The sequence below is a fragment of the Corynebacterium sp. LaCa78 genome, assembly GCF_046717505.1.
Classification (GTDB): domain Bacteria; phylum Actinomycetota; class Actinomycetes; order Mycobacteriales; family Mycobacteriaceae; genus Corynebacterium.
The window spans coordinates 362,774-382,880 of the sequence record NZ_CP177112.1; the positions used below are offsets into that span (position 1 = coordinate 362,774).

The window sequence follows — 20,107 nt, forward strand, 5'->3', positions numbered from 1 at the left end:
GTCCTTATTAATCCAGCGCGTTGAGCGGCAGAGCAAGCTCCACCATGGTGCGGAAGGCGGTCTGACGGTCTTCAGCGGAAAGCTGCTTGCCGGTGACGATGTTGTCGGAGACGGTAAACAGGCCCAAGGCGTCAACACCGGCCTCGGCGGCGGTGGCATAGAGGGCCGCGGATTCCATCTCCACGCCGAGCACGCCCATGTGTGCCCAACGGTCGTTCACGGTCTGGTCCATGTTGTAGAAGATGTCCGAGCTCAAGATATTGCCCACGTGGATGTGCTGGTTCTGCTTCTCGGATTCATCCACCAACGCTTTAAGCAGTTTCCACGATGCGGTGGGGGCGTAGGTGCCTGGCAGGTCATACTGGGACAAGAAGTTGGAATCGGTGGAGGCAGAGGAAGCAACGATGACATCGTGCAATTCGATGTCCTCTTGCATCGCGCCGATAGAGCCGACGCGGATGAGCTTTTTCGCACCGAACTTGTGGATGAGCTCCCAGGAGTAAATACCGATGGACGGGATGCCCATGCCGGTTCCCATGACGGATACTGGCTTGCCGTTATAGGTGCCGGTAAAGCCCAGCATATTGCGGATCTCGTTGAATTGGACGGTGTCTTCGAGGAAGTTATCAGCAATGAACTTCGCGCGCAGTGGGTCACCGGGCAGCAGGACGGTCTCTGCGATTGGTGCGCCGTGCGGGTTGATGTGCGGGGTGGAAATGTCGGTGGCGGACATTGACGTGCTCCTCCATGTGAACTTCGGGTGTGTACATGGGTTAGTCTAGCCCGCCCGGAACCAATGTCAATAGAAAAGTTAACAAATGTTCCTTAAGTGTGACGCGTTTTATGTTAATTAAGCTCCAATAGCCTGTGAGCTGTGGATTGATCAGTCACGAGGTGGGTGGCCAAGCCCATCTCAAGGGCGACATTAATGGCGCGGGTTTTGGTGTGCCCACCGGCAACGAGCACGCGCGTGGGGCGTTGGGCTAAGTCCTTCAAATCGATGCCGACGGTGCGCGCATCCACGGCGGGGGAGGCGATGGCGCCCTCGGCGGTATAAAAGCGGGAACAGACATCGCCTACGGCGTTGGTGAGAAGTTCCTCACTTTCTTCCTCGGTGAGGTAGCCCAGGTTCAGCGCCAGGGACTCCTTTTCGATGGCCCCCGCGGTAAATACCGCCACGTCTACCGACGCCCCCATATCGAGGATTGTGGAGATATGCCGGTCGCGGACGACCCACTCCTTGGCCTCGACGGAATCGAAGATGACCGGGAGGGGGAGTAGGTGCGCCTCCGCATTAAAAGCCTGGGTAAACGCCTGCATGGTGTGCAGATCCTTGGTGGAGCGCTCCGAGTGGGAGTGTCCGCCCTTGAGTTGGACGATGTCCACGCCCTCTAGCGGACGCTTGCGCAAGTGGGAGGCCACCGCGGACATGGTTTCGCCCCAGGAAAGCCCCACTGAAGTGTGATCGGTAATGAGCTCTTCCAGTAGGGCGGCGCCGGCGCTGCCTAGATCCGCAAGCAGGGATCCGCCGGGAGGAGTGGCGGTGACGCGGGCATCGGCAAGCGAAAAACGCTCGCAGAGCGCAGAAACCAGCTCATCGGACTGCTCGCGGGGATCGGTGATGCTCACGGTGACAAAGCTGCGCTCGGCGGCGTGGGTGAGCAATTTGGAGACCGTCGGCCGGGAAATCCCCAGGTGCGCCGCCACCTCCGCCTGCGAAAAACCGGAGTTGTAGTAGAGCTTCGCGGCGTCGAGAGAAAGACAGTCTTTATGATCCAGCATGCCTTTCATTCAAGCACATCGGGCGGGCAGGAGCACCATCGTCTAAGCCGCAGAAAATTCCCCACTTATGGACGCTGACGTGGCGATTTGTGCAAAGTGGAGGTGGCAGGTTACATTATTGAAGTCCGCAACGGAGAGCACAACGAAATATTGACGTGCTTGATGCTGGGATATGCCCCCTTAGCTCAGTCGGCAGAGCGTTTCCATGGTAAGGAAAAGGTCGACAGTTCGATTCTGTCAGGGGGCTCCATTCATGTCTGGAGGAATTACCTTCCTTCAGGATGAAGGTGTTCACCATGGCGGTGTAGCTCAGTGGTAGAGCAAGCGACTCATAATCGCTGTGTCGCGAGTTCAATTCTCGCCATCGCTACCGGGAAAGAAAAGCGCCACTACGGCGCTTTTTTACTACCGTGCCTATGGCCTTAGCGGCGTACTGGTTTCCGTGCGGAATTAGGGATCTGGTAAGGTCATCGGCGCGTGACGTTCAAGCGTCACGGATAAGAAAATAGGGGCGTGGCGCAATTGGTAGCGCAACGGTCTCCAAAACCGTAGGTTGCAGGTTCGAGTCCTGTCGCCCCTGCAAGGATCCCCGTCATCTGCTTTCCAGATGGCGGGGATATTTTTGTCACAGCGGCGCGCATCCGCCCCGGCGTGCTTTCCTGCCCGTGCACCTTTTGCTAGGGTTGACAAAGTTATGTCTGGGCGGAATATCGCGCTCGGAAAAAGAATTCATTTCCCAAGGAGGGTTAGCTGTGAGCGATGAGCAGCAGCCGAAGGACTCGGCGGCCCCGCGTCCCACCGGTAAGCGCCAGCTTTCTGGTGCGGCTTCCACGACCTCCACGGACTCGGCGAACAAGAACGTCGTCCGCGTTGAGGATAAAAACCGCACCGATAGTCCGGGTGGCGGCGTCGCCGCATTCCCTGGCGAGGTTGTTTCTGAAATGAAGAAGGTGGTGTGGCCCACCCGTGGAGAGATGCTGCAGTACACCCTCATCACGTTCGCCTTCTTGATCGTCATCACCGCCTTGGTCTGGGGCGTTGACACCCTGGCTGGCCTCGGAGTTGAGAAGATTCTGACCAATTAGTTAGAATAACTCCATAAACTTTTATCCCGCTGTTTCCGCACTCCGGAACGGCGGGATACTTTTTGCCCACACGCGCCGCGGGTAGGCTGGTTCTACAACACGCGCCGATGACATTTTGGAGTACCACTCATGAGCGACGAGAATAACGTCGAAAACCCAGGAACCTCCCTAGAGGAGGCCATGCAGTCCAACGTGCAAGAGCAGGCGGCAGAGCACGCCAGCGCAGTCGAGGACGCCCAAGAGGAGGCCGCAGCGCCTGCTGAGGCTGGCGCAGGTGACGCAGAAGACGCTGCGCTTGCCGATGCCCCCGCAGCAGAGTCCGAGCCCTCGGCAGAGGCCGAGCCCGCCGCAGAAGAGGACGCTGCAGGGGCTTCCGCCGAAACCGAGGAAGAGGCCGAGGACGCCGCTTACCGCAAGCGCCTGCGCGAATTCACTCGCGAGCTGAAGAAGCAGCCGGGCCAGTGGTATATCATCCAGTGCTACTCCGGCTACGAGAACAAGGTGCGCACGAACCTCGATATGCGTGCGCAAACCCTTGAGGTGGAAGATTCCATCTTCGAGGTCGTCGTCCCCATCGAGCAGATTATGGAAAACAAGGACGGCAAGAAGAAGATTGTCAAGCGCAAGCTGCTGCCGGGTTACGTCTTGGTACGCGCTGAGCTTAACGATGCCGCCTGGTCCGTCATCCGCGAAACCCCCGGCGTGACCTCCTTCGTGGGAAACGAAGGCAACGCGACGCCGGTCAAGACCCGCGATGTGGCAAAGTTCCTCATGCCGAATGAAGCTCCCGCCAAGGGCGAGGCTGCCCCGAACGAGCAAGAGGGCGAGCAGGTCGTCGAAATGCCGGAGAAGGAAGTGGCCAAGAAGTACGCCCACGACTTCGAGGTGGGCGAGGCCGTTACCATCCTGTCCGGCCCGCTGGCTGCCGTGTCCGCTACTATTTCCGAAATCGACCCGGAAACCGGCAAGATGCAGGGCTTGGTCTCCATCTTTGGCCGCGAAACCCCAGTGGAATTGTCGCCGACGGAAATCGAGCGCATTTCTTAAAAATGATTTTGTGCAGGGCGCACGGTGTTCTAGACTGGAACGCCGTGCGCCTTTTGCGTGCGCACACGTAAATCGTTTCATCCTCCGGTGGCCCACTGAGGTGAGCATCCGGACGGGCCGCGTTATTCATCGTGACGCAGGTCCGGTACCACAGGAAAGAGGTAATTCGATGGCTCCAAAGAAGAAGGTATCTGGCTTCATCAAGCTGCAGATCGAGGCTGGCGCCGCTAACCCGGCACCGCCAGTTGGCCCGGCACTCGGTGCCCACGGCGTCAACATCATGGAATTCTGCAAGGCTTATAACGCCGCTACCGAGAACCAGCGTGGCAACGTGGTCCCTGTTGAGATCACCGTCTACGAAGACCGCTCCTTCGACTTCAAGCTGAAGACCCCGCCGGCAGCCAAGCTGCTGCTGAAGGCCGCAGGCGTTCAGAAGGGCTCCGGTGTCCCGCACACCGATAAGGTCGGCTCCGTCACCTGGGATCAGTGCAAGGAAATTGCACAGACCAAGTTCGAGGACCTCAACGCCCGCGACATCGAGGCCGGCGCACACATCATCGCTGGTACCGCCCGCTCCATGGGCCTCGAGATCGATGGCGCACCGGAGAAGTAAAAATTTTATGTGGTAGGGCCAGCTTCGGCCCGCCAAATACCACGCCAATCCAGAAAAGGAATTGTTAAATGAGCACCAAGTCTAAGGCTTATAAGGCCGTTGCGGAACTGGTAGATAAGTCCCGCCTGTACCGTCCGATCGAGGCCGCAAAGCTGGCCAAGGAGACCTCCTCCAAGAACTTCGACGCCACCGTTGACGTCGTCTTCCGCTTGGGCGTTGACCCACGCAAGGCTGACCAGCTGGTGCGCGGCACCGTTTCCCTGCCTAACGGCACCGGTAAGGACGTTCGCGTCGCCGTCTTCGCAGAGGGCGAAAAGGCTACCGCAGCTCAGGAAGCTGGCGCTGACATCGTTGGTACCTCCGAGTTGATCGAGCAGATCAACGAGGGCAACCTGAACTTCGACGTTGCCATCGCTACCCCCGACCAGATGGCCAAGGTTGGCCGCGTCGCCCGCGTCTTGGGCCCACGTGGTCTGATGCCTAACCCGAAGACCGGTACCGTGACCAATGACGTTGCTAAGGCAATTAGCGAGGTTAAGGGCGGTAAGATCTCCTTCCGCGTGGACAAGGCTGCAAACCTGCACGCCATCCTTGGTAAGGCTTCCTTCGATGCTGAGAAGCTCGCTGAGAACTACGGCGCCCTCATGGATGAAATCCAGCGCCTGAAGCCTGCTTCCGCAAAGGGCATCTACATCAAGCGCGCTACCATCTCCACCACCTCCGGCCCAGGTATTCCTGTGGACGGCTCCGTGCAGAAGGGCTACACCGACTAAGACGGTGATAGCGCATAGAGCGTGAACGAAGACCCCGAGGATTTTCCTTGGGGTCTTTTGCATCGATCATCAGGCCCTACGGTGTAAACGAAGGGCCTAGGTATTGGGCATTAGTCTGCGTCTTTGATCTCGGCGTAGGCATCTAGGGCCGCCTGGCGCGACTGCCTGAGGTCCACGATGGGCGGGGCGGATAGCGTGGGCGCCCACTGGCGGATATACGCACCATCCGGGTCGAAGCGCTGGGCCTGGTTTTCCGGGTTGAAGATGCGGAAGAAGGGTGCGGCATCGTCGCCGCACCCGGCCACCCATTGCCAGTTAAATGGATTGGAGGCGGCGTCGGCATCCACCAGGGTGTCCCAAAACCACTCCTCGCCTAGGCGCCAATGGATGCCCAGGTTCTTGGTAAGAAACGAACCCACCACCATGCGCACGCGATTGTGCATGTAGCCGGTGTGCCAGAGCTCGCGCATGCCGGCATCGACAAGCGGAATGCCTGTCGTGCCCTCCTGCCAGTCCTTCAGCCGCGGGTCATCCCAGGACCAGTCGAAGCGGTCGAAGTTTTGCCGCACGTTGCGGGTGGCCAGATCGGGCAGCTGGTAGAGCCGGTGCCAGGAAAAGTCGCGCCACAGCAACTCGGACTGAAATTTCTCCGCGTCGGGCTCCTCGGCGGCGGCCACCCAGACCTCGCGCGGGGATACCTCGCCAAAGCGCAAGTGCGGCGAGAGCAGGGACGTGGCGTTGCGCGCGGGTATATCGCGCTCCTCGGCGTAGTGAGCTAAGTCGAGCTGGGCTAGGCGTTCGCGCGCACCGGCCTCTCCGGGAGTCCAATACTGGGCGAGCGACGCAGCCCACTGCGGTTCATCGGCGCTGGGGTTGGGCCAGCTACTGCTTGCCGATGCCCCCATCTCCCGCCCCGCCAGCAATTCCGGCACGGGCAGCGGTTCGTCATCAGCGAGCTGGGACCGCGCGGCGGCAGCGAAGGGAGTAAAGACCTTATAAGGTTTGCCCTGGCCATTGGTGACCTCCCATGGCTCCACGAGGGTGAAACCGGGGCAGGAGATGGCGTTAATTCCGGCATCGGCAAGCGTTGCTTTGACCCTCGCGTCTACCTCGCGCAGCGGGCCGTGGTAGCGGCGGGTCCAGGTGACGGTATCGGCGCCAACCTTGCGGGCGATGCGGGGAATGACGGTGCGGGCATCGCCGGTAGCGCGCATAAGCTTCACCCCACGGGAGGCAAGCTCCTGCGCTAGGGCATAGAGCGAACGCTCCCGCCACCAGTGAGTGGCGCCACCGAGCGGCCGGCTGCCGGGGTAGGCGGGCTCATCGAGGACAACGGCCACTAACTCTGGCGTTGAACCGTTTTTATCGGCGGCGGCCTCCGCGGCGCGGGTAAGGGCCTGGTTATCGGATAAGCGCAGGTCATCGCGAAACCACATGAGGGAAGTCATACTAAATAGCCTACGCGGGTGGGCAATTTGGGAATACGAGGAAAGCGCGGTAGTATCCCTTGTGAAGTTTGAACGGCCTTGTGGCCGAGTCAAAGTTCACCGAAGACCGTTGGTCATCCACTAAGGATTGAAAGTTCTCCACCTTGGAGGCGGCCCACGCAGGAGACACTTTGCGCATTCCGCGACATTTCTCATGTCGCACGCCCTGTGCTCTTGCACGGGGCTTTTCTTTTCGGAAGGCCCCGGCGGAAAATAAAAGAGATGTTTTGGAAGGAGGCGAGAGACAATGGCAAACCCAAAGAACACTGCAGACTTGGCAGAGCTGAAGGAAAAGCTGGCCGATTCTAGCTCCGTCGTTTTGACTGAGTACCGCGGCCTGACCGTATCCCAGCTGCAGGAGCTGCGTAACAACCTGGGCTTTGACGTTGACTACTCCGTCGCCAAGAACACCCTCTTCAAGATCGCTGCCAACGAAGCTGGCATCGAAGGTCTTGATGATTTGCTGACTGGCCCGACCGCAATTGCGTTCATCAAGGGCGAGGCAGTAGATGCTGCGAAGGTCATCACCAAGTTCGCTGATGACAACAAGGCACTCGTCATCAAGGGTGGCTACATGGACGGCGACGCATTGTCTGCGGAGCAGGTTCAGGCCATCGCCAAGCTGGACAACCGCGAGACCACCCTCGCAAAGCTGGCTGGCGCTATGAAGGGTTCTATGGCGAAGGCAGCCGCTGTCTTCAACGCTCCTGCAACCAAGGCGGTTCGCACCGTTGTTGCTCTGCAGGACAAGAAGGAAGCAGAAGCTTAAGTCGTCACGACAGACGCACATATAAAACACCGTGCTTGCTACCTCATCACCGGGGAACAAGCACACAACACAGAAAGGACTTGCCATCATGGCTAAGCTCACCAAGGACGAGCTCATTGAAGCTTTCAAGGAAATGACCCTCATCGAACTGTCTGAGTTCGTTAAGGAATTCGAGGACGTCTTCGACGTTGAGGCTGCTGCACCGGTTGCCGCTGCTGCACCGGGCGCTCCGGCTGAGGGCGGCGCTGCCGCTGCTGAGGAGCAGACCGAGTTCGACGTCGTTCTGACCGACGCTGGCGCTAAGAAGATCGGCGTTATTAAGGCTGTCCGCGAGCTCGTCTCCGGCCTGGGCCTGAAGGAAGCTAAGGAAATGGTTGAGGGTGCACCTAAGGCCATCATCGAAGGCGCTTCCAAGGACGACGCTGAGGCTGCTAAGACCAAGCTGGAAGAGGCTGGCGCTTCCGTCGAGCTCAAGTAATTTTACTGAGCTTCACGCTTTCGAAGCCCCCACTCTTACCGCGCTATACGCGGTGGGAGATGGGGGTTTCTCCCGTTTTATATGCCCCTCTTGAGCTCAGAGGGTCGTTGCAACACTTTCCCTTAGGAGGGTGTTGTTGTGCCTGGAGTTGTGGGCCCGTTTCATTCGTTGTCTGAGTCGGATCGTCTTGAACCTCGGCACCTAGCACATCAGCACGTCCCCGACGGTATTTCAGGTCCGAGGCTGCGTTATCCCTCCGGATAAGTGAAATAGTCCTAATACCAGAAGGCCAGATGGGCTAAACATATAAGTTCACCAACACATCCTGTCGTTTAGGCCCCCGAAGGAGCTGTTGGCGTTGACTTTATCGACTACCACTGAAGCACGCAATCATGTTGATGTTGTTCCCGTTCCGCATCCCGGAGAAATTCTTCTCCTAGGATTCCTCAAACCCTGCGGAATTACCCAGTATCGCCTGGCCAACGACATTGGCACTACCCGCTCTCAAGTCTGCAAAATCACCCGCGGTGCGCTCGGTATCAGCGCCGATATGGCCTTGCGCTGGTCGGCCTACTTTGGGAATTCCGCGGAGTTCTGGCTCGGACTCAAGAGGAATACGATCTGTGGAAAACTCGCCAGACCACTGATGTCAGCGCCATCGTTCCGTGGAATCACAAAGAAGAAGCCGAGTCTCATTCATAGGAACAGTTGACTTGCGCTCATGAGTGGCTAGGGGAATTCCCTTTCTCCCTCGCGTCTGCTTGCGCAAGGACGCGATCGGCTCGGCGCACAAAGATAAGGGCAGGCCCGATAGCGAGGAGCCCGGCGAGCGCATTGGCCCACAAACCAGTGGTCAAGGTCCAGCGATGAGACAATGCGGCCAGCGGGGTCGACCACACACTAGAGAGTGAAACGACGGTGCTCATTTGGATATTGGTGACTCGGCCAAAAGTTTCTTCTGCCAGAAGCCTGTGGAGTGCGGCATAGGTTACCGCGCCGGCGGCTGGGGCTGTAAGAACAGACAGCCCTAAGGGGATGATCATCAACAGGCTGGGGCTGAGCAGGGCACCACATGCGATTGATGCAGCAACCCAGGCGCATGTGCCTACCTGAAGGGTGGCGAAGGAGAACTTCTTCTGCAACCAACCCGTCGACAAAGCCCCCACAATCCCGATGAGGCCTATGGACGTGCGGGCTAGTCCCGTTACCCATCCAGGGTTATTCCCCTCCTCCAGTATGAGGACCGCCATGAACAGCGAGCCGTTAATTGCGCAGTTCGACAGTGTTTGCATGGCAATGAGCCCGCGAAGTAGTGGCGCGCGAGCCACGATGGCTAAGCCTTCCTTCGTCGTGCGTAGGAGCTTGTTCTCTGCCTTCTTTGTGGGGTCTAGGCGAGCCCTGATGAAGAGGAAGAAGACAATGGTGAGGATATTTGCCAGACCGACAAACACGAAGGGCAGTGCCACGTTGACTTCTAGAAGCGCGCCGCCCACAGTGGGGCCGATGAGTCCCGCAAATTGCAGACGTGCTTGGATGAGCCCTTGTTTGGCGGCGAGCTGTTCTTCCTCAACGAGCTGGGGCAGGCAAGGGTCGGAGCAAGCTTGACCTATCCGGTAAAAGAACATCATGCTCCCGAGAAGCGCACCGAAGACCATGGGGGAGAAACTTCCGGATAGGATGAGACTCGCTAACGCGAGGTTGAGTACCCCGGCCAGAGCGTTGGTCACAATGATGAGTGGCTTGCGGCGCCACATATCCGCAAGAGAGCCGCCGATGATTCCGCCTGCCAGTGCAGCTATTCCGGTGATGGTTCCATACAGGCCGGCAAGGGTAAGGCTATCGCTCAAGCGTAGAGTGACCACCGGAATAGCAAGCCCGGCTCCTACCCCGGCTATCTGAGCCACGAGGTCAGACCACAGGAATAGTCTAAAATCACTTGGGTTGGTGCGATCAACTTCATTTATATTCAATGCTCCTCCTATAACAAAGCCATCTCAGTCGTCCTTAGGCCCAACTGCAATTAGCATGCCCCAGAGGAAAGATCGCCAATCTAGTCCCGCGTTGTCAGCGATGATGTCTTCCCGAAAGAGAGAAATGCCCCGAGAGAGGTGGTCAGTGGCTGTAGCAACCATTTGAATAACTTGGCTAAGGTGCCCAATTTCTAGCCAGAGCGTTCGAATCGAGTTTAGACTTTCGTATTTCCAGGATATGACTCGAGGATCACCAACAGTAATAAAATGTATTGGGGCATCCACGACATGCGATTGTTTCCCAACCGCGGTCTTCCATTCCTTATAGGGCTCTAGATGATTGAGAAACAGTAAGGAATGGTTTTTCGGGTGGTATAAATAATAACCATCGTCGATTGAATCGCATCTACTAACGCGGACAATGAGCTCGGTTGAGCACAATCCTCCGGCAGATGGGGCCGAACGAAAATGGATGTTTCCGGACTTCTGTTCGTTTGTTGTTGGGCGCTTTGAAAAGCTTGCGGAATCGTAAAGGATTGATGCTAGTGACCTAAGGCTAATTGATTTTAGCTCTGTATTCGTAAAACGTGCAGATTTTCGAGAATTCAAAACAGATTTGAAGCTTCTGGTGTAGCTTATTGTCTCGCCGTGCGGAAGGTTCAATTCCTGCTTGGCGAAAATCGGATTCTCCCATACATGATGCGGTGGGCCGGTGAGCGCGAGTTTTTCCCTTAAATGCTGGTGATGCTCATCTAGTTGAGCGATTGTCTCGCCGGAACGGACTCCGCTGGCAAATGCGTAGTCGCGCGCGAGCGGAGGAGTATCGGGCCACATATCTAGAACCGTGCATTCGGTATTGGGGGGTTCATTAGAAAAATGCTGTAGTACCCCTAAGTTCTGGAGTTCCGGAAATGAATCTTCGCTAGACACGACCGTTACTCCACTAATAGTTTGACTATCTAGTAAGCGGAAGAGTTCCTCCCTTGCCTTCTGGTTTAAGATTGTCTGAGTTTGCTCTAGAGGGTTGTCCCAAACGAGGTACGGTCCCTTGAACCGAAAATGGCCCACTGTCGCTATTCTAAGCATCGTTTAAAGTCCTTTGTAAATATCTAGCAATGGCGTTGGAGACGAGATTCGTGCCAGCTCGGTCTTCGTAGAATAGCCAATCGAAGCAAACGTTACATTCAAGAAATATTGGGTCACCTCCTTGTATTAGGAGGTCGATGGCACATAAATTACAACCGGATAGTTGGGAGTATTCAATTAGAATATCTTTTAATCTTTGGGTAGATTTATATAGAGATACGCTCACGCCGTTGTTCTCTTGCCACAGGTCGTCTGCATTGTCATATCCTGATACTCGGAAAACGATAACTTCTTGGTCGATTACGTAGCAGCGGAGCTCATACTCTGAGTTCATATACTTCTGGAATAGGAGAGGTACCGGCTCATCACGAGTTGATTCATCTAGCTTCAAACGTTTAGGCATAGCTTCAAGAAGTGTTCCCGGAGTCGGTTCTACCCAGTGGGGGCCAATCGGTTTGGCAATTGAAAAGGGAAACGCCGCTTCATATCCAATTGACGTTTGAGGGGTAGTAAGTCCAATAGAATTGGCGAGCTGAATTTGTGCAAGCCGTGACCGAGCGTTACAAAAATGGTTTACGCTAAATAAAGCAATCTCTTCAAGCGTTTGTATGTAGGATATTGCCTGATCTTTGATATAAATTATTTCCTCTTTAGCGCAGGATATATTTTTTATAGATTCGCGTGAAAAATGGCGGATCCAAGCTACTGCCACCGTGGTGTTGCCATGTTCCGTAACCAGTCTTCCGAAGTTATCTATTGGTAATAGCTCTTTACTGAGTTCGCCGTCGCTGTCAATTCGTACGACTCCAATGTTTTGGCTGGCGAGAATCAGCGACAGGAGGTCACATTCTCGGTCATCTTGGCGGGTTATGAAGACTACACTTTTTGATGGAAGCGATTCGGGGTGATTGTGGCGGAATTCTCGCTGAAAATCGTTGCTTGGGCCTTGAATGACGCGCGACGCTATTTAGTACCGGTAGGGCGGTATCGAGTACCGACCGGTGCGGATATCGGGTACCGGGGGTAGTTTTTAGGCACTCTTTAGTGGACGGCCCACGCAGTGTGTACGCGTGGGTCGCGTTCACGTGGAAGGAGTGATGGTGGTGACGGATTACCGTGCCATCATGTTTGCCTTGGTTGCCGGGAATCGTTCCTGGAACCAGATTCGAGCCGATTTAGGGGTCTCGAAGTCGACGATTGATAAGGCCAGTCGCGTTGTAAGGGACCATCGACTCGATGCTCGTGGGATTGCTGGATTGTCGAATGCCCAGTTAGAGGAGCTATTTCCGGATAACCGGCGTCGCAACGATGCGGAGTTCCTCGCACCGGATTTCAAAAAGGTTGCTGAGCGGATGGTCTCTGGCAAGCGCGTGACGTTGAAAGTCGCGCACGCCAAGTACCTGGAGTTCCCTGTTGGTACTGGTCAGCGTCATTATTCGTATCGACAGTACTGTTCGCTGTTTGAGCATTATGTCGATGTTCATCAGCTGTCAGCGCCACTGAATCACGATCCCGGTGACGAGCTCATGGTGGACTGGTCGGGCGATGGAATGGTCGTTGTGGATCCTGTCTCAGGCCAGCGGGTTACCGCGCACTTGTTTGTAGCTTCATTGCCGCACTCAGGGATGATGCATGTATCGGCGTGGCCGGATCAAAAAATGCGGTCGTGGCTTTTAGCCCACCGTGCGGCTTTGGAGTATTTCGGTGGTTGTCCGCTGCGGTTGATCCCGGATAACGCGCTCACAGCCACGCAACAGATTTCCTGTGGGCTGCGGGGGCGTATCCCGGTTGCGGAGTATTCTACATTTGCCGATTTCTATCAGATAGGTATTACTGCGGCGAAAGGCTACCGGCCGCGGTATAAGGCGAATGTTGAAAAGGCCGTGGATATTGCCCAGCAATGGTGCGTGGAATACCTCGACGACCAGGAGTTCTACAGTTTCGACATGCTCAATAAGGCCCTCGAGGACCAAAGCGATTTCATCAACGATCGCCGTCCCTTCCGCGGGCAGGATATCTCTCGTCGCCAGTTGTTTGAAGACCATGAGCAACAGCTGCTGCGCCCATTGCCCGACCGGCGGTGGTCGTGGTCGCGGTGGAAGAAGTCCAAGGTCGCAATGAACTACCACATCCGGATCGCCAATCACTGGTATTCAGTGCCGTGGAAGCTAGCGGGCAAGTTCGTCGACGTGCAACTTTTTGATGACTATCTGGATGTCTTCTACGACGGTGAGATTGTTGCTTCACATCGTATTGCCCCTGCTAATTATGGCTACTCCACCTTGGATGAGCATGTCCCCGACAACCATAAGGACTTAAACACCCAGTGGAACCGGCAACGCTTGGAAGACTGGGCGAAAAGTATTGGGACCGCGACAGCACAGCTCATCGGCCAGATGTTTAACGCTCGTAAAGTCGAAGCCCAAGCATATTCTAGCGTTCTGGGCGTACTGAACCTATCGAAGGATTACTCCCGAATCGAACTCGAACAAGCCTGTGGTCAGCTGTTATCGCGCAAAGCAGTCCCCAGCGTCAACAAAGTAGCCCAAGAGCTCAAGGATCTAAAACAGGCCGCAGCACAGGCGTATTTGCCCACCGATGTACCACTGTCGACGGCCATCGACACTACGCGTGCGCACCGCCAACAGCCCACGGCGGACACGCCGGACTCTGTGTCGCATGTACGCGGGGCCGGGGCGTTTGCCTTCACTGATAAAGAATGGAAGGTATAGCCATGGCTCTTACCGATGAAGACTTCGAACTGCTCGGTTCTCTTCGCGGGATGCGTGTGTTTGCCACGACGCTGCAGGAGATCGTCAACGATCCCAGTCGTGACTTGGACTCCTTTGAAGACAAGATCAAAGAAGCTCTCGATGCTCAGGTAGCTGCACGTGATTCGAAAGTAATCGAAAAACTCGTCAAAGCCGCCAAGCTACCCAACGCGCTTGCGGCTTTGGAACGCTTTGAAGCACACAGCAACCGAGGGATCACTCCAGACCGTATTGAGCGGTTAGCTACCTGCGACTGGATTACCTACGGCAGAGATCTAACCATCGTGGGAGCTACCGGCACCGGCAAAAGCTTCCTCGCCCAAGGCCTAGCCGTGGCTGCGTGCCGGCATAAACTAACCGCACGCTACTTTAGACTCGCCGACTTAGCCGACGAGTTCGACGCCACAGCCGACGCTGCCTATGAGCGCAAAGCCCTCCTTGAGGAACTGACAAAGCCGGCTGTGTTGGTCATCGACGACTTCCTGGCCACGGACGTATCTGCCTTCGCCTTAGCCCAGGTATTCAACCTCCTGGTCAAGCGGGAGCATTCCTCAACCGTCATCGTCAGCCAGCACGAGCCGGAATACTGGTACAGCGTCTTTAGTGAAAACGCGATCGCCGACGCTGTCCTATCCCGACTTGCAAACAACGGCAGCAAACTCACCCTCATCGGTGAAGACATGCGCACCCGTGACGACTTCCAAGAAGAAAGGGGAACACTTAGCAAACAGCTCAAGCAACGTCAACGGTCCAAACGATAAGCGGGGGTAAAACCGGCTACCGGGCGGCTACCGCCACCCCGGTACCTGGTACCGCCTTACCGGTCCCTAAAACAAGCCCGCGTCACTTGAAGTCTTATGGTGATATTTTTGTCTATAAGGATCGTCATAGATAAATGGCGGGGTCCTGTGGATGCATGCTTGAGGGGCTTGCATCCACAGGGGCTAGCTAAAAGTCCTTTTTTACGTCGTGATTTGCTGCCTTGATTTTGTAATCATTAACAAAGGCGTCCAGCTTGTGATTGGGTCGTGGTGTGGGGTGTTCTGTCTGGTTTAGAATCTCCCGTGCTATCTGAGCGCTGAGACGCGGTGCTACTTCTGTGTGATGCAAGGTAAAATCTCCCGGTAGTGTGATGTGCATTACTTGAGGTAATTAGAATCTACATGAGCACTTTGGGTCCGGGTATCCTACAAAAGTTCTATATCTCGTTTCAGGAAGTGTGTTTTGAACAAACGAGTCGGTAGGATAAGCCACCATGCTGCCCAAGTCCCGCATCTTCTCCGTCCTCCTGCTCGGCCTCGGCGTTGCGCTGGTGGCCGCCGGAGTAGCGGCGCCGGCGTTTTTGGATTTCTCGCCGCGGCTGCCGTTGAAACTCAAAAACACCACGTGGACTCTTAAGGATGAGTTCGCGGATTCCCAAGTGGTCAATAAGGATGGAACGTCGCCTTATTCCGGGCCGATGACCTACCAGATCAATGCGGGCATCCAAGAGCCTTCGGATGAAGATACTGCGACGCTGCGCATAGGGGAGACGCGCCTGCGCGACGATGGCCAAGGACTCGATGATTTAAGCCAGGCGCAGGTGTGGACCTATCCCATTGACCGCCTGAGCGGTGAGGCAAAGGCAGAGGCCAGCCTGAGCCATACCTTGGCCAGCCCTGAGGAGAAGGTTGCTGTCGATGGGTACTGGCTAAAATTCCCGGCGGATGTGGAAAAGACGAATTACCCAGTCTTTGACCCCACCTTGCGCAAGGCAGTGGACGCGGTCTTTGAAGAGGAAACTGAAATAGATGGCCGTACGGTGTATCGGTATCACCAGGAAATCGAGCCAACAAACGTAGCGCAGCTTTATGCCGCCGATGGCAATACCACCTCTTTCCCCAAGGAAGATGGGGGACACGAACCTGGTTATTTGATGCACTCGGGCAGTACGGATTTCTACGTCGACCAAGCTACCGGCCTGGTGGTGGGCATGGACATGGATATCGATGACTACTACGCGGACCGAGAGGGCGTAGGCCGCGAGCAAGCATTCGTCTTTAATGGTTCCACCTCAGAGAAGTCCCGCGCGGCGCTACTCGATGAAGCGAAATCGTTCCCACGTAACCGCGTGGCGGAGATTGCGCGGTGGGCGGCACTGGGTATCGGTATCGTGTTCACCTTTATTGGAGTCATTGGGGCGCTGGGAATTTACGACCATAAAAACAAGCATGTGCGCCGACGCGGAAAGAAAAGCGCCAGCGAAATTACTAGCGAAAGTGCCAGATAAGAGTATTAAGCGCGGTTCGGGTTGCGGTGGAATGAGTTTTTAGTGGTACGGTGCTTGTGGTTGCCCCGCTAGATCTGGCGCAACATTATTGCCGCGTTGGCGCAGCGGCGAGCGAGAGCTTGCCCCCGAACGCGGAATGAAAAAAGCCTTAAGAGTGGTGTGTCTTTACATACTTGAGTTTTTCCTATACACTAATTCGTTGCGCTGGAATCTGGATCTTCGGTGCACATTTAGCCTTTCGGGTTGGTGATGGCAAAACCGACTTGACAAGGTGATTTTGTGCATTCTGAACCCAGACACTCCACAGCAGACCGAATGCTAAAATTACCAGCGGTTTTGCTGCTCGTCGGCCAGGGCGAGTAGCAATCCGCGTGAGGTGCTGGAAGGACCCATCTTGGCAGTCTCCCGCCAGACCAAGTCAGTGGCCAATATCCCCGGAGCCCCGAAGCGATACTCGTTTGCAAAAATTAGCGAGCCTATCGCCCTGCCGGGCCTCCTTGACGTACAACTCGATTCCTTTGCTTGGCTCGTCGGCTCGCCGGAATGGCGCGAGCGTGAGCAGGCTGAGCGCGGCGATAACGCACGCGTGACGAGTGGTCTCGAGGATATCCTCGAAGAGCTCTCGCCGATTCAGGACTACTCGGGCAATATGTCCCTGTCCTTGTCGGAGCCTCGCTTCGAGCCGGTGAAAAACACCGTCGACGAGTGTAAAGAAAAGGACATCAACTACTCCGCGCCGCTGTACGTGACCGCAGAGTTCATTAATAACGACACCCAAGAGATTAAGTCGCAGACCGTCTTCATCGGCGACTTCCCGATCATGACGGATATGGGTACCTTCATCGTGAACGGTACCGAGCGTGTCATCGTCTCCCAGCTGGTGCGTTCCCCAGGCGTGTACTTCGATCGTTCCATCGATAAGTCCACCGAACGCCCGCTGCACTCCGTGAAGATTATTCCTTCCCGCGGTGCTTGGCTGGAGTTCGACGTGGACAAGCGCGATACCGTCGGCGTGCGCATTGACCGTAAGCGCCGCCAGCCGGTGACCGTCCTGTTGAAGGCGCTGGGTTGGTCCGAGGAGCAGATCAGGGAGCGCTTCAGCTTCTCTGAACTCATGATGTCCACCCTGGAATCTGACGGCGTTTCCAATACCGATGAAGCACTGTTGGAGATCTACCGCAAGCAGCGCCCGGGCGAGCAGCCTACCCGTGAGCTGGCGCAGTCCTTGTTGGATAACTCCTTCTTCCGCGCTAAGCGCTATGACCTTGCCAAGGTTGGCCGCTACAAGGCCAACCGCAAGCTGGGTCTTGGCGGCGACCACGACGGTCTGATGACCCTGACTGAAGAAGACATCGCCGTCACCCTGGAGTACCTGGTACGCCTGCACGTTGGCGAGCGTGAGATGAAGGCACCCAACGGTGAGATGATCTCGCTGAACACCGACGACATCGACCACTTTGGTAACCGTCGTCTGCGCACCGTGGGTGAGCTCATCCAGAACCAGGTCCGCGTGGGCCTGTCCCGCATGGAGCGCGTTGTGCGCGAGCGCATGACCACCCAGGACGCAGAGTCCATCACGCCGACGTCCCTGATTAACGTGCGTCCGGTTTCTGCTGCTATCCGCGAGTTCTTTGGTACCTCGCAGCTCTCGCAGTTCATGGACCACAACAACTCCCTGTCCGGCCTGACCCACAAGCGCCGCCTGTCCGCGCTGGGCCCAGGCGGTCTGTCCCGTGAGCGCGCCGGCATTGAGGTGCGAGACGTGCACGCCTCGCACTACGGCCGCATGTGCCCGATTGAGACCCCTGAGGGCCCGAACATTGGCCTGATTGGTGCGCTGGCATCCTACGCCCGCGTGAACCCGTTCGGCTTCATCGAGACCCCGTACCGCAAGGTCGTTGACGGCAAGGTTACGGATCAGGTTGAGTACCTCACCGCTGATGAGGAGGACCGCTTCGCCATTGCTCAGGCTGAGGTCGAGCAGGACGAGGAAGGCCGCCTGATCGGTGAGCGCATCGAGGTCCGCCTGAAGGAGGGTGACATCGGAGTGACCGATGCCTCCGGTGTGGACTACGTTGACGTTTCCCCGCGCCAGATGGTCTCCGTTGGTACCGCCATGATTCCGTTCTTGGAGCACGACGATGCTAACCGTGCCTTGATGGGTGCGAACATGCAGAAGCAGGCGGTTCCGCTGGTTCGTTCCGAGGCCCCACTGGTGGGTACCGGTATGGAACAGCGCGCCGCATATGACGCTGGCGACGTCGTCATTACGCCTAAGGCCGGTGTGGTGGAAAACGTCACCGCTGACGTCATCACCATCATGGACGATGAGGGCCAGCGCGATACCTACATCCTGCGCAAGTTCGAGCGCACCAACCAGGGCACCAACTACAACCAGACCCCGCTGGTGTCCATGGGTCAGCGCGTAGAGGCTGGCCAGGTTTTGGCCGATGGCCCAGGTACACACAACGGTGAGATGTCGCTTGGCCGTAACCTGCTGGTTGCGTTCATGCCGTGGGAAGGCCACAACTACGAGGACGCCATCATCCTCAACCAGCGCATCGTGGAAGAGGACATCCTGACCTCCGTCCACATCGAGGAGCACGAGATCGATGCTCGTGACACCAAGCTGGGCGCCGAGGAAATCACCCGCGAGATTCCAAACGTCTCCGAGGACGTCTTGAGCGACCTCGATGAGCGCGGCATCATCCGCATCGGTGCTGACGTTCGTGCCGGCGATATCCTGGTGGGTAAGGTCACCCCGAAGGGTGAGACCGAGCTGACTCCGGAAGAGCGCCTGCTGCGCGCCATCTTCGGTGAGAAGGCCCGCGAGGTGCGCGATACCTCCATGAAGGTTCCGCACGGTGAGGTGGGCAAAGTCATTGGCGTTGCTCGCTTCTCCCGCGATGATGATGACGACCTGGCACCTGGTGTCAACGAGATGATCCGCGTCTACGTTGCACAAAAGCGCAAGATTCAGGACGGCGATAAGATGGCCGGCCGCCACGGCAACAAGGGTGTTGTGGGCAAGATTCTGCCGCCAGAGGATATGCCGTTCATGGAGGACGGCACCCCGGTGGATATCCTGCTGAACACCCACGGTGTGCCGCGTCGTATGAACATCGGTCAGGTGCTTGAGCTGCACTTGGGCTGGTTGGCTCACGCTGGTTGGAAGGTCGACACCGAGGATCCGGCTAACGCCGAGCTGCTCAAGACCTTGCCGGAAGAGCTTTACGATGTCCCAGCGGACTCCTTGACCGCGACCCCGGTTTTCGATGGTGCTACCAACCACGAGATCGAGCGACTGTTGGCATCGTCCCGCCCGAACCGCGACGGTGACGTCTTGGTCAACGAGCACGGCAAGGCCACGCTTTTCGATGGCCGCTCGGGCGAGCCGTACAAGTACCCCATCTCCGTGGGCTACATGTACATGCTCAAGCTGCACCACTTGGTCGATGAGAAGATTCACGCCCGTTCCACTGGTCCTTACTCCATGATTACCCAGCAGCCACTGGGTGGTAAGGCTCAGTTCGGTGGCCAGCGCTTCGGCGAGATGGAGGTGTGGGCAATGCAGGCTTATGGCGCTGCCTACACCCTGCAGGAGCTGCTTACCATCAAGTCCGATGACGTGGTAGGCCGCGTGAAGGTCTACGAGGCCATCGTGAAGGGCGATAATATTCCAGATCCGGGCATCCCTGAGTCCTTCAAGGTGTTGCTCAAGGAGCTGCAGTCCCTGTGCTTGAACGTGGAGGTTCTTTCCACCGACGGCACCCCGATGGAGCTGTCTGGCTCTGATGACGATGACATGGATAGCCCATCGCTTGGCATTAACTTGTCCCGCGATGAGGGTTCTTCCGCTGACATCGCCTAAATAGATTCTCGGTCCACTGCGGAATGCACGGTTCCGGTGTATAGCACCGGGGCCGCCGCGGGCGGGCAATAAAGATTAATTCATTAAAAGCCATCAATTCCTCACA

Annotated in this window: 17 protein-coding genes and 3 tRNA genes; 14 read left to right on the forward strand and 6 right to left on the reverse strand. The window is 56.7% G+C overall.

All coding sequences use genetic code 11. The annotated features are described in order from the left end of the window. Positions 1-7: 7 nt before the first annotated feature. Both deoD and ACLI1O_RS01840 read right to left on the reverse strand, forming a co-directional pair. On the reverse strand, positions 8-733 hold the full coding sequence (gene deoD, locus ACLI1O_RS01835; RefSeq protein ID WP_239270068.1) for a purine-nucleoside phosphorylase: 726 nt from the start codon (positions 731-733) through the stop codon (positions 8-10). A gap of 113 nt (positions 734-846) precedes the next feature. Then, positions 847-1,782: a sugar-binding transcriptional regulator gene (locus ACLI1O_RS01840; protein WP_239270069.1), complete on the reverse strand. Its 936-nt coding sequence runs from the start codon at positions 1,780-1,782 to the stop codon at positions 847-849. A gap of 174 nt (positions 1,783-1,956) precedes the next feature. Here ACLI1O_RS01840 and ACLI1O_RS01845 point away from each other — a divergent pair. The 7 genes from ACLI1O_RS01845 (at position 1,957) to rplA (ending at position 5,300) form a co-directional block, all read left to right on the forward strand. Further along, a tRNA-Thr gene (locus tag ACLI1O_RS01845) sits at positions 1,957-2,032 on the forward strand. 48 nt (positions 2,033-2,080) lie between these two features. Beyond that, positions 2,081-2,152, forward strand: a tRNA-Met gene (locus tag ACLI1O_RS01850). A gap of 137 nt (positions 2,153-2,289) precedes the next feature. Beyond that, positions 2,290-2,362, forward strand: a tRNA-Trp gene (locus ACLI1O_RS01855). A gap of 172 nt (positions 2,363-2,534) precedes the next feature. Then, positions 2,535-2,867, forward strand: coding sequence for a preprotein translocase subunit SecE (secE, locus tag ACLI1O_RS01860; RefSeq protein ID WP_284869936.1), 333 nt, complete (start codon positions 2,535-2,537; stop codon positions 2,865-2,867). A 129-nt stretch (positions 2,868-2,996) separates the two neighbouring features. Then, positions 2,997-3,914 carry a transcription termination/antitermination protein NusG gene (gene nusG, locus ACLI1O_RS01865; RefSeq protein ID WP_284849678.1) on the forward strand — a complete coding sequence of 306 codons (918 nt, stop codon included), beginning with the start codon at positions 2,997-2,999 and terminating at the stop codon, positions 3,912-3,914. Between the two features lie 169 nt (positions 3,915-4,083). Continuing rightward, positions 4,084-4,527: a 50S ribosomal protein L11 gene (rplK, locus tag ACLI1O_RS01870; protein ID WP_237791528.1), complete on the forward strand. Its 444-nt coding sequence runs from the start codon at positions 4,084-4,086 to the stop codon at positions 4,525-4,527. A 68-nt stretch (positions 4,528-4,595) separates the two neighbouring features. Then, entirely contained in the window at positions 4,596-5,300 is a 705-nt protein-coding gene (gene rplA, locus ACLI1O_RS01875) for a 50S ribosomal protein L1 (protein ID WP_239270072.1), read from the forward strand. Positions 5,301-5,410: 110 nt separating this feature from the next. On the opposite strand, the gene ACLI1O_RS01880 is transcribed toward rplA, so the two are convergent. Beyond that, positions 5,411-6,748: a cryptochrome/photolyase family protein gene (locus tag ACLI1O_RS01880; RefSeq protein ID WP_239270073.1), complete on the reverse strand. Its 1,338-nt coding sequence runs from the start codon at positions 6,746-6,748 to the stop codon at positions 5,411-5,413. A gap of 286 nt (positions 6,749-7,034) precedes the next feature. Between ACLI1O_RS01880 and rplJ the strand changes: the two genes are divergently transcribed. From rplJ to ACLI1O_RS01895, 3 genes are all read left to right on the forward strand, one after another. Next, complete coding sequence (gene rplJ / locus ACLI1O_RS01885) at positions 7,035-7,556, forward strand: 50S ribosomal protein L10 (RefSeq protein WP_023025159.1); 522 nt, start codon at positions 7,035-7,037, stop codon at positions 7,554-7,556. A gap of 88 nt (positions 7,557-7,644) precedes the next feature. After that, positions 7,645-8,034, forward strand: a complete 390-nt coding sequence (gene rplL / locus ACLI1O_RS01890) for a 50S ribosomal protein L7/L12 (protein ID WP_023025160.1) — start codon at positions 7,645-7,647, stop codon at positions 8,032-8,034. 358 nt (positions 8,035-8,392) lie between these two features. After that, entirely contained in the window at positions 8,393-8,746 is a 354-nt protein-coding gene (locus ACLI1O_RS01895) for a HigA family addiction module antitoxin (protein WP_239270074.1), read from the forward strand. Between the two features lie 7 nt (positions 8,747-8,753). Here ACLI1O_RS01895 and ACLI1O_RS01900 read toward each other — a convergent pair whose 3' ends face one another. The 3 genes from ACLI1O_RS01900 to ACLI1O_RS01910 form a co-directional block, all read right to left on the reverse strand. Then, positions 8,754-10,004, reverse strand: a complete 1,251-nt coding sequence (locus tag ACLI1O_RS01900; protein WP_239270075.1) for an MFS transporter — start codon at positions 10,002-10,004, stop codon at positions 8,754-8,756. A 24-nt stretch (positions 10,005-10,028) separates the two neighbouring features. Then, positions 10,029-10,934: a SagB/ThcOx family dehydrogenase gene (locus ACLI1O_RS01905; protein ID WP_239270076.1), complete on the reverse strand. Its 906-nt coding sequence runs from the start codon at positions 10,932-10,934 to the stop codon at positions 10,029-10,031. Positions 10,935-11,082: 148 nt separating this feature from the next. Beyond that, positions 11,083-11,802 (reverse strand): ATP-grasp domain-containing protein, encoded by a 720-nt coding sequence (locus ACLI1O_RS01910; protein WP_411706919.1) that lies wholly within the window; start codon positions 11,800-11,802, stop codon positions 11,083-11,085. Positions 11,803-12,187: 385 nt separating this feature from the next. Between ACLI1O_RS01910 and istA the strand changes: the two genes are divergently transcribed. From istA to ACLI1O_RS01930, 4 genes are all read left to right on the forward strand, one after another. Continuing rightward, complete coding sequence (gene istA, locus ACLI1O_RS01915; protein WP_239270169.1) at positions 12,188-13,822, forward strand: IS21 family transposase; 1,635 nt, start codon at positions 12,188-12,190, stop codon at positions 13,820-13,822. Positions 13,823-13,824: 2 nt separating this feature from the next. After that, positions 13,825-14,622, forward strand: coding sequence for an ATP-binding protein (locus ACLI1O_RS01920; RefSeq protein ID WP_349837246.1), 798 nt, complete (start codon positions 13,825-13,827; stop codon positions 14,620-14,622). A 494-nt stretch (positions 14,623-15,116) separates the two neighbouring features. After that, entirely contained in the window at positions 15,117-16,130 is a 1,014-nt protein-coding gene (locus tag ACLI1O_RS01925) for a DUF3068 domain-containing protein (RefSeq protein WP_411706920.1), read from the forward strand. Positions 16,131-16,506: 376 nt separating this feature from the next. Continuing rightward, a complete protein-coding gene (locus ACLI1O_RS01930; RefSeq protein ID WP_023016723.1) occupies positions 16,507-20,001 on the forward strand; it encodes a DNA-directed RNA polymerase subunit beta in 3,495 nt (1,164 codons plus the stop codon). The last annotated feature ends 106 nt before the right edge of the window (positions 20,002-20,107 follow it).